The 10,287-nt window shown below is 29.8% G+C and carries 13 protein-coding genes and 2 pseudogenes; all 15 read left to right on the plus strand.

Annotated elements, in window-relative coordinates; translation table 11 throughout:
- Nucleotides 1-125 precede the first annotated feature (125 nt).
- A pseudogene (locus HKO22_RS10385) lies at nt 126-639 on the plus strand (type IV secretory system conjugative DNA transfer family protein); the annotation flags it as partial.
- Nucleotides 640-720: 81 nt separating this feature from the next.
- Complete coding sequence (locus HKO22_RS10390; RefSeq protein WP_036739488.1) at nt 721-1,041, plus strand: hypothetical protein; 321 nt, start codon at nt 721-723, stop codon at nt 1,039-1,041.
- Between the two features lie 238 nt (nt 1,042-1,279).
- A pseudogene (locus HKO22_RS10395) lies at nt 1,280-1,587 on the plus strand (single-stranded DNA-binding protein).
- A gap of 1 nt (nt 1,588) precedes the next feature.
- The gene (locus HKO22_RS10400; RefSeq protein WP_169970472.1) at nt 1,589-1,747 is read left to right on the plus strand and encodes a Maff2 family mobile element protein; all 159 of its coding nucleotides are present in this window, start codon (nt 1,589-1,591) and stop codon (nt 1,745-1,747) included.
- A 187-nt stretch (nt 1,748-1,934) separates the two neighbouring features.
- On the plus strand, nt 1,935-2,081 hold the full coding sequence (locus HKO22_RS10405; protein WP_456238491.1) for a helix-turn-helix domain-containing protein: 147 nt from the start codon (nt 1,935-1,937) through the stop codon (nt 2,079-2,081).
- Between the two features lie 158 nt (nt 2,082-2,239).
- On the plus strand, nt 2,240-2,653 hold the full coding sequence (locus HKO22_RS10410) for a BlaI/MecI/CopY family transcriptional regulator (protein WP_169970474.1): 414 nt from the start codon (nt 2,240-2,242) through the stop codon (nt 2,651-2,653).
- A complete protein-coding gene (locus HKO22_RS10415) occupies nt 2,634-4,007 on the plus strand; it encodes a M56 family metallopeptidase (RefSeq protein ID WP_169970476.1) in 1,374 nt (457 codons plus the stop codon). The genes HKO22_RS10410 and HKO22_RS10415 overlap by 20 nt, the downstream gene beginning before the upstream one ends.
- Before the next feature lie 168 nt (nt 4,008-4,175).
- Nucleotides 4,176-5,021 (plus strand): hypothetical protein, encoded by an 846-nt coding sequence (locus HKO22_RS10760; protein WP_211660241.1) that lies wholly within the window; start codon nt 4,176-4,178, stop codon nt 5,019-5,021.
- A gap of 50 nt (nt 5,022-5,071) precedes the next feature.
- Nucleotides 5,072-5,281: a hypothetical protein gene (locus HKO22_RS10425; RefSeq protein WP_169970478.1), complete on the plus strand. Its 210-nt coding sequence runs from the start codon at nt 5,072-5,074 to the stop codon at nt 5,279-5,281.
- 214 nt (nt 5,282-5,495) lie between these two features.
- Complete coding sequence (locus HKO22_RS10430; RefSeq protein WP_169970481.1) at nt 5,496-6,200, plus strand: hypothetical protein; 705 nt, start codon at nt 5,496-5,498, stop codon at nt 6,198-6,200.
- 14 nt (nt 6,201-6,214) lie between these two features.
- Nucleotides 6,215-6,589 carry a DUF3139 domain-containing protein gene (locus HKO22_RS10435; RefSeq protein ID WP_211660242.1) on the plus strand — a complete coding sequence of 125 codons (375 nt, stop codon included), beginning with the start codon at nt 6,215-6,217 and terminating at the stop codon, nt 6,587-6,589.
- A gap of 457 nt (nt 6,590-7,046) precedes the next feature.
- A complete protein-coding gene (locus tag HKO22_RS10765) occupies nt 7,047-8,267 on the plus strand; it encodes a hypothetical protein (protein WP_211660243.1) in 1,221 nt (406 codons plus the stop codon).
- Nucleotides 8,264-8,695 carry a hypothetical protein gene (locus HKO22_RS10445; RefSeq protein ID WP_169970483.1) on the plus strand — a complete coding sequence of 144 codons (432 nt, stop codon included), beginning with the start codon at nt 8,264-8,266 and terminating at the stop codon, nt 8,693-8,695. Before HKO22_RS10765 ends, HKO22_RS10445 begins: the two co-directional genes overlap by 4 nt.
- 310 nt (nt 8,696-9,005) lie before the next feature.
- Nucleotides 9,006-9,734, plus strand: coding sequence for a hypothetical protein (locus HKO22_RS10450; protein ID WP_075658692.1), 729 nt, complete (start codon nt 9,006-9,008; stop codon nt 9,732-9,734).
- An 11-nt stretch (nt 9,735-9,745) separates the two neighbouring features.
- Nucleotides 9,746-10,123: a DUF3139 domain-containing protein gene (locus HKO22_RS10455; protein ID WP_235860748.1), complete on the plus strand. Its 378-nt coding sequence runs from the start codon at nt 9,746-9,748 to the stop codon at nt 10,121-10,123.
- Nucleotides 10,124-10,287: the final 164 nt, after the last annotated feature.

Below are 10,287 nucleotides of genomic sequence, written 5' to 3' on the forward strand. Positions count from 1 at the left end.
GGACTATATAGGCACTAAAAAGTAAGATTTAGCCGGTGGAACGCCGTGTGATGGGAAACTATCACGCACGGTGTGGAGCGGGGGAAAAGCCCGAGGTGGTAAAACCAGAGGCTTACCTATCGCTATTAGGCTTAATTCCAAAATTTGAAAAATTGATTGCAACAATTCGTTCAAGAGAAATATCAGCAAGTATAATACTGCAAGCACAATCTCAATTAAAAGCAATTTACAAAGACCATGCAGATACAATAGTTGGTAACTGTGACTCAACACTCTTTCTAGGAGGAAAAGAAAAAACAACAGTAAAAGAGTTATCAGAAACCTTAGGAAAAGAAACCATAGACCTATATAACACATCAGAAACAAGGTCAAATCAAAAATCTTTTGGTCTAAATTACCAAAAAACTGGTAAGGAACTTATGAGCCAAGATGTAATAACTGTAATGGATGGTGGTAAGTGCATATACCAGCTAAGAGGAGTAAGACCTTTCTTGTCTGATAAATTCGATATTACAAAGCATAAGAATTACAAGTTATTGGAAGATCATGATAAGAGAAACTTATTTGATGTGGAAGAGTAATTTAAAGCAAAAAGGTAGGACTGAATTAAATGGAAATACAGTGATTACAAGATTGTAATATTTACTGTTATAACTACATGGACGAGGGTATATTTAATATAAAAGAGCTATATAGGTTAGAATTTATGAGGGTGTTTTTATGGAAAAATTTAGAAAAATGTTAATATATTTGATTATAATCATTCTTGCATTTTATCTAGCGCCATTTCTTATTATAGATACTGGAAGTGGTATGTTCATTTTATTAATTGCAATTCCAATTATATGCTTAATTGTTTCATTGATTTATGGAATGAAAAATTCGTTTAATTGGTTATTTTCCTTGTTTGTTATGTTGTTATTTATACCGACTATATTTATCTTTTACAACGATAGTGCAGCTATTTATATATTGGCATATGGGATAATTTCAGTAATTGGTAACTTTATAGGAAGCTTGCTTTTTGAGAAAAATCAATAGATTAAAAAATTCCAGCTTGCAGAGTCAAACAATTAAATAAATGTTCAATAAACACAATAGATGATAGAAAAGCGTAAAGTTATTCTATCGTCTTTTTTTATACTCAAAATTAGGAGGTTTAAATGGTAAGGATAAGAAGTCCCACTTAAAACAATTTAATATATTAGGCATTTAGCGATTGAAATATAAGTTCAGTCGCTTTTTTAATTGAAATTTTTAGATTAAGGAGAAGAAATTAATGGATAGAGAAATGATAAATATTAATGCAAATTTAGTTAAGGAAGCTGAATTTTCAGAATTTGAAAAAGATGGAGAAAGTGTTCAAGTAGCAAATTTTGCTCTTGTTAAAAAATATGGAAATGGCAAAGAATATACAAATTGCTCAGTATATGGAGAAAAGGTAGAAATTGTAAAAGAATTTGAAAAAGGAGATCTAATCCATGTCTTGGGATATTTCAAAGAAAAAAAGGAGATAAGGTCTACAAGAATTTTATAGTTAAATCACTAAACAAAATAGAAAAAAGACAAGAAAACGAGGAGGAATAATATGGAATTTTTTACAGCTGGAGTTGGAGTTTTAAAGACACTTGTAACTGCAATTGGTGCAGGTTTAGGTGCATGGGGAGTTATTAACTTAATGGAAGGTTATGGTAATGATAACCCTGGTGCTAAATCTCAAGGTATTAAGCAATTTATGGCAAGATAAGGACGGAATAACACAACAAATTCTCTAAAACAAAATATTAAATCAATGTAAGATTGAATGAAATCAATATTTATTTTATAATTAAATAAATCTAATAAAGAGAAAAAGAGGGATATTATGGCACTTAACTATAAACCATTATGGATACAGTTAGCAAAAAAAGATTAAAAAAACAGATGTAATAGCTATGGCAGGACTTACAACAAATGTTATGGCACAAATGGGCAAGGATAAACCAATTACATTTAAAAATTTAGAAAGAATATGTAAGGCTCTATCTTACACACCTAATGATATTATTAGTTTTGAAGATGAATTCGAAAGAGAGATTTAAAACTGAACGGAGATGTATTAAAATATAAAAATTATCATTTTAAATGGTCAAAACACTTGACTCTTTTTTAAAATTATGACATACTCAAAACGAAAATAATTAAAGATATAAAAATGCAAAAGCAAATGAAAATGTAATTTATAAAGGAGGAAATATAGTTGGAATTTTCAGATGGAGAACTACTGGTAATGGAAGAATTATGGAAGGGCGATGTTTTAGACGAAAATGGAGAAATTCAAGCTCTTGCCTTATCAAAAATATTGATGGAAAAGTACGATATAAGTAAAACATCTTGCTACACATTTTTTGGAAGATTAGTAGAAAAAGGGGCGATAGCTAGAAGATACCCTAAATATACAATTAGAGTCCTTGTATCAAGAGAGGATGCTCTTTTGAATAAGCAAAAAGAAGCCTTTCATAAACTTTTCAAAGGATCACTTCTAAATATGTGTAAAACGTTTTTGCAAAATGAAAAAGTTACAAAAGAAGAAATAGAAGAAATGAAAAAATTAATAGATAGCTTTGACGAAGAGGAACAAGAGGAAGACAAGGATGGCAATAAGTCTAGTTAGGGTAATTACTCTAGAAAAATCTATAAAAAGTCTTTTTTTACTAGTTGTTATTCTTTTAGTTAGACCAATCTTAAATAAAAAAGCCTTTAGGTCAGCAAGTATTATTTTGTGGATAGTATTATTAATCTATTTAGTAAGTCCCTATGAACTTAAGCTAGGAATAGAAAGTGCAAAGGAAAATAGTATTTTATCATATTTACTTACTATAACAAATTACTTTAATTCTTGCCTTGGATGGCTAGTAAAGAAAATAGGCTATATATTTTTTAAAATAAACCGAATAATAGGTTCGATTTTGATTTTTACTTACCTAGGAATAAAAATTTATAAATTTCATAAAGTTATGAAAGGCTCTACCCTTACCCATAATACTTTATGCAAAGAAAAAATAAGTGAATTTGGATTAAAAAGAAAAGTAAGGATTTATATAAATAACAATTTTAAAACACCCCTTACCTTTGGAATTTTAAGACCTAGGATAATCCTACAAGATCATATCTTAGCTGATGAGAAATTACTAGACCATGTTTTGATCCATGAACTAATGCATATAAAGAAATTTCATATTTTACTAACCCACCTGATAAATATTGTAGCCTGCCTATATTGGTACAATCCACTCTTATGGCTAAGCTTAAAATATATAGACCAAGATATAGAAATAAATTGCGATAAGCTAGTGGTTCAACAATTAGGCGACACAATAAAAAATAGAAAAGAATATTGCATGTCAATGCTAAAGTTATTAGAAATAAAAAGCAATACAAATAATTTTGTTTTAAATTTAAACCCAAATAAAGAAAGGATGCTTATTATGAAAAAATGGAAAAAGACACTTGCAGGTTTGATGATTTTTATGTTTGCGTTTACATTTTGTTTACCGGTATTTGCTAATGTGGCTGACCTAAATCAAGATAGGATTGATACAGTAGGTGATATAGTCACTAATATAAACTCGGAATTTGGAGATAAGGTTCAAATAATAAGTGACGAAGAGTATCAAAAGTTAGAATTAGGAGAAGTATCGAGGACAGGTCTTAGAGCAGCAAATGTTGATGAGAATATAAGATTAAGTAGATTTGATAAGATAGACTATGAATTTAACATGGATACCTGGACAGGTCCAGTTCATGATGGTTTTACAGTTAGATTAAAAGATATGTCTTGCTCAGGTGGAATTAAATATCAGGTAATTATTGAAGAAGATGGAAAAATTATATATAACAAATTTTTTTCTTCAGACTCAATATTAAAGGTTAAGGCTAATAGAGGAAGTAGATATGTTGTTACGATTGATAATGAATCAAATAAAACATTATCAGGAAAGGTAAAGATAAACTCATATGTAAGATAGATAGGAGGTGAAATAATGGATTTAAATCCTATGAGATATAGTAATGGCGATTAGTTTAGATGCTATATTCTATAATATAGCTAGAAACAGCGGTTAGAAAATCAGATTATATTTGATTTTAATGTCAAATATATTGATGACAGACAAAATTATATGAGGAGGTTAGAAATGAAGAGAAGATTTACTCTATTAATAGCCATGGTGATGCTGTTAACAACAATGGCAACAAATGTATTTGCTTCATCAGCAAATAATAACTCAAAAGTCAGCCCTAAAGAATGGCAAGAATGGTTTAATGGTCTAAGTAAAGAGGAACAATTAAGTGTAAACTATGAGCCTGCATCATCAAAACAACTTAGATTCACAGATGATGATATGGAGTGGTTAAACTGGTATAATTCTCTTTCAAAAGAAGAACAATTAGCAGTTAATTATGTTCCAAGTCAAGTTTTAAAAGTGTTTGGTGATACAAAAGTATCTAAAACAGCAATTGATAGCCTACGATTAAAAGAAGAAACTAAAGAAAGCATAGAGTTGCGTTCAACTAAAATGCCTACTGGTGGATATGAGTTTCCATACAATCCAAGTTATTGGAATGAAAACAAGGAGTATGCAAACTGTTATGCATATGCTTTAAATGTAAAATCTAAAACGAGAGGTCATAAACTTCAACCCGGTGAAATATCTGGCAGAATGTTTACTGATTTAACATGTAGAGATATAATCAATGCAGCATATAGAGATATGCCAGAATTAGATTATAAGCTTAGACGTTCGTCATATAGTGAGCGACCAGGATATAGAGAATATAAGGTTGCGTTAGTTGTTGGAAGATATGATTACCATTGGTATAGACAAGATAAAGATGGTGGTTGGTCTCATAAAAGAGGACTTTCAGAACTATCTTATAAAGATGCTTCTGGTAAATATATTTATGATCCAGAAGAATGTGATAGAGACTATGGAAATCTTAGTTATCCAACATTTTGTGGATACTATATAATTAGATACTAAAAAAACAATCTTACAGAGGGGCGTATCCCCTCTGTAAGATATATATTATTATGAAATTAACGATAAATACTCTAAAAAGAGTTATTAATAATTTTGATAGTCCAGATATATGGGATTATTTAGAAAAGTATGAACATAATGATTTAGGCAGTGGAGTTTATTATTGGAAATTTTACATTGAAGACTCTTATAAGTTAACAATAATTGGTAAAGACAAGAACAATAGAGCTGATAAAATTAGAATTGAAAAAATTAGATAAGATTAAATATATTTAAAATTTAAATAGATCGGAATTAGATAAGGAAGATATGCAATGAATGAAATAAAAAAATATTAGCACTATTAATACTTGTGGATTAATATTTTCTATTAATGCAAGTGTATTTACTTATAACTCAAAAATTCAAATGATGAAAAGATAGTTGATTGAAATTATGATGGAGGTAATTATGAAAAAGTTTAATAAATTTTGGATGGTTTCGTTAATACTATGTCTGGTGGTTGGAATATTCTTACCTAGTTCAGCATTAGCACAAGAAAATAATCAAGCCAATACTTCGTATACTCAATATGAACAGTATATAAGGGAGGGCATATTAGGAGAAGATGTTAGTTATGACGAGTGGAAAAATCTAGTAGAGTCCTCTCAGAAACTAGAAGAGATACTATCTAACTCAACAGATTTTTATGAAGTGTATTCTTCTGATGCCACAATGGCAAGAGCAAGTTTTACACCTAAAAAGGGAGACGTTATAATAACAAATGGAACAAGTTCAGCTGGGATTTTAGGGCATGCTGGGATTGCAACTTCTAGTAGTCAAATACTTCATATAGCTGGAAAAGGTGAGAATCCAAAAACTATTTCATTCACTAAATGGCATTCAGATTACACAAATAAAGACAGAAGTTCATGGACAAAAGTATATAGACATAAGAATAGCTCTGTTGCGGACCATGCTGCTAACTGGGCGATAGAAAAATATAAAGACTCTAATGCACAATATAAGATTACGCCAAATTTAGCCAGTACCGATGTAACATATTGCTCAAAAATAGTATGGCAGGCATATTACTATGGTCCAGTGCCAGCTGAAGCTAACGGTCCTACATGGGGATATAGATTACCATATGATTTGCCTGATACAATACACAATTTAAGCTATCAACACACTTATTAAGGCAATGATTTAAGATGAAAAAAACGAAAATTATCCTTATAATATTATCTATAGTTCTGGCTTGTTTTTTAATATATCAATACCCGATTCAAAGGGTGCTAGCTTTGAAAAACTTTAAAAGTTATATAAGTCAACAAGGCATAGAGCCTGAAATTATCAAAAGCAAAAAAGTATTCAAAAATTGGAAAGATGGGGGATATAAAATTATAGTAATTCTTGATGATGATCCGAACTATATATACATTTATCGCTATCAACCATGGACACACAAAAAGAATGAACATATAAAATTCAATAGAATTACTTTACAAATTACGGATATTGAAAAATCTATGGTGTTAGACCCTCCGTATGACGGTAAGTGTAAGTATCCTCCTATTGATGAGTGATGAAGATGTGGATGAGTAAGCAAAGACTGATAAGGATAGAAAGGGTATATTCTTGAAGCTTCATTAAAAAACTAGACTGAATGATGTTGAAAAATACGGATAATGTAACAAATCATGAATAAAATAGATACGGGAAAAACAATTCCAAGTCCAAAAACTGCTAACGAGATTTCAAATGCGCTTGGCGTTTGTATATTTTAAGATTTGATTTAGATGTACAGGGAATGTTTATGTGTCCAAATTGTAGTTGATAACTGTGTGTTAAGACTTGTGCTTCAAATATATGAAAGTGGGTTGAACTATATAAATTATAGCAACCCTCAGAGATATAGGAACGGTGATCAGTTTAGAAGCTATATTCTATAATATAGATAAAAGAACTGTAAGAAAATAGATTATATTTGATTTTAATGTCAAATATATTGAGGTCAGACAAAATTATATGAGGAGGTTAGAAATGAAGAGAAGATTTACTCTATTAATAGCCATGGTGATGCTGTTAACAGCAATGGCAACAAATGTATTTGCTTCATCAGCAAATAATAACTCAAAAGTCAGCCCTAAAGAATGGCAAGAATGGTTTAATAAATTAAGTGAAGAAGAACAAAAAAGTGTAGATTATTCGCCTGAAATAAAACTACAGGATTTAGGCATAGATAAGGTTAAAGAATACAAAAATGATGAGTTATCATATATGGATATTGCTATTTCAGCAGCTATTAGATTAAATTCTTCAAATGAAGATGAAGATATACTAAAAAATGGCTCAAAGATAGAAAAAATAGCCTCTATATATGATTCAAAAAATACAAGGATTGCATATTATATAACTTTTAGTCCAACTGGATATGCGATTGTTAATAATAATCCTAATAATCCAGAATTAATTGAATTTGGATATGGTAAAAATGAAGATATAGAAGAAGTATTAAATAATGATTCTGTTGCTAAATATTTTAATCAAAATAATAATTTTGAGAAAAATAATTATCTTAGGATAGATATAAAATCAGATGAAATATATGATATTTATCCTGATTTAAAGGAAGATAATCAGGAATTGCTCAAAGAAATTAGATCAGTTAAAGAGAGTATAAAGGAATCAATTTCTTTAAGTGGTAAAGGAGGTTATGGATTCTATGATTGGGGACAAATGCCTAGTGGAAATTATGAGTCGAGAACAATTAGTGGTGCTAGTTCCACAGATTGGATTACAACTGGAGAAGTAAGTGATTTAGCTAAAAATCATTGTGGTGCAACAGCTGTAACTAATATAGCTTTATACTTTAATAATAGAGGTTATAGTAAATTAAAAATTAATGGAGATAAACGTGAAACGTTTAAAAAAGTACATGCGATAGTTGGAAATGGTCCAGTAATGACTATTGCAGGAGATACAAAAACATATTTTTCTAATAGAGGATACGAATTAAAGTATAGTAGCGTAAATAGTTTTGATGGAATAAAGAATTCTGTTAGAAATGATAGAATAACAGGGATATTATTAGCAAATGGAATAGTCGATTGGCACTGGGTTTTAGGTGTTGGTTATAGAGAATATTCTAGTGGAGATAAATTTATAAGAATAGTAAATGGTTGGAACAATACTATAGATAGATTTTATAAACCTGGTTCAGGCTCTCTTTGGATATCTGCTACGGAGTATTGGATACGATGAAGCTATCAATTACTATTGATAAATTAAAACACACTATTATACAGATGTTTATTTTTATCTTAACTTTTGTAATTTCAAGAAAATATTTTAATAATGTGTATGTATTTGAATGGACTAGCCATAGATACTACTTGTATATATGGCTAGGAGTCTTAATATTAACCTACCTAGATAAAAAGTATATTTCTTATGCCATAACCTTAGCAAATGTAATCGGATTATTTATTGGGCAATATCTGGGCGACTATATTCAATCAATAAATATGGCAAAAATTACAAACAATACAGATGCCGAAAATATTTATAGGCTAAGCAAGCACTACGGAGTATTTATATGGATTTTCTCTATCATGCTTGCAATATTAATAGCAATCATGATTGGTTTTATTAAGAGATATAAAAAACTAAAGAATTTAAGCTATAAGTAAATCAAGGTATTAGAGAGATTTAGATTATTTATATATTAGGATGGATTTATAATTGAAAAAATTATATTTAATCAAATATATTTTAAATTAAACAAATAAAACATTATCAGGAAAGGTAAAGATAAATTCATATGTAAGATAGTGAGGAGTTGAAATAGTGGATTTAAATCCTATGAGATATAGTAATGGCGATTAGTTTAGAAGCTATATTCTATAATATAGCAAGAAATAACAGTTGGAAAAATAGAATATATTTGATTTTAATGTCAAATATATTGAGGTTAAGCAAAATTATATGATGGAGGTAATTATGAAAAAGTTTAATAAATTTTGGATGGTTTCGTTAATACTATGTCTGGTGGTTGGAATATTCTTACCTAGTTCAGCATTAGCACAAGAAAATAATCAAGCTAATACTTCGTATACTCAATATGAACAGTATATAAGTGAGGGCATATTAGGAGAAGATGTTAGTTATGACGAGTGGAAAAATCTAGTAGAGTCCTCTCAGAAATTAGAAGAGATACTATCTAACTCAACAGATTTTTATGAAGTGTATTCTTCTGATGCCACAATGGCAAGAGCAAGTTTTACACCTAAAAAGGGAGACGTTATAATAACAAATGGAACAAGCTCAGCTGGGATTTTAGGGCATGCTGGGATTGCAACTTCTAGTGGGTATGTTTTCCACATTGCAGGACCAGGATATCATCCAGGATATATTGCGTTTTCTAGCTGGCATAACAACTACACAAATAAAAACAGAACTTCATGGACAAAAGTATATAGACATAATAGCAGTACGGTAGCTAATGCGGCTGCAAATTGGGCAGTTAATACTTATGCGGGTTCTAATGCAGAATATAAGATAACTGGTAATTTAGCTAGTACAGACGTCACTTATTGTTCTAAATTGGTATGGCAAGCGTATTATTATGGTCCATCATCCCATCAAGCTAACGGTCCAACAATAGGATACAGGTTACCATATGATTTACCAGATACAATACACAGTTTAAGCTACAAGCACACTTACTAGGACTTAGTATTATGATAAAGAAAAAAAAGATGATATTATTAGTAGTAGGTATAATCATATTTGGTACAGCTATATACCAATACCCATTACAAAAAGCATTAGCACAGAGAAGCTTTGAAAATTATATAAGTAAACAAGGAATAGCTTCTGAAAACATCAATAGTAAAAGATTTTTTAAAGACTGGAAACAAGGAGGATACTTGGTAGTTGTAACTTTTAATGATGATATAAACAATAAATATTATTATCATTATGATGTGTGGACGCATAAAAAATACGATTCATTAAAATTTAATAGAATGACATTAACTATTATCGATGAAAAAAATTCTGTTACATTAGACCCTCCGTATGACGGTAAGTGTAAGTATCCTCCAATTGATGAGTGATGAAGATGTGGATGATTAAGCAAAGACTGATAAGGATAGAAAGGGTATATTCTTGAAGCTTCATTAAAAAACTAGACTGAATGATGTTGAAAAATACGGATAATGTAACAAATCATGAATAAAATAGATACGGGAAAAACAATTCCAAGTCCAAAAACTGCTAA

Origin of the sequence: Peptoniphilus faecalis (assembly GCF_012976305.1) — a bacterium.
Classification (GTDB): Bacteria; Bacillota; Clostridia; order Tissierellales; family Peptoniphilaceae; genus Peptoniphilus_A; species Peptoniphilus_A faecalis.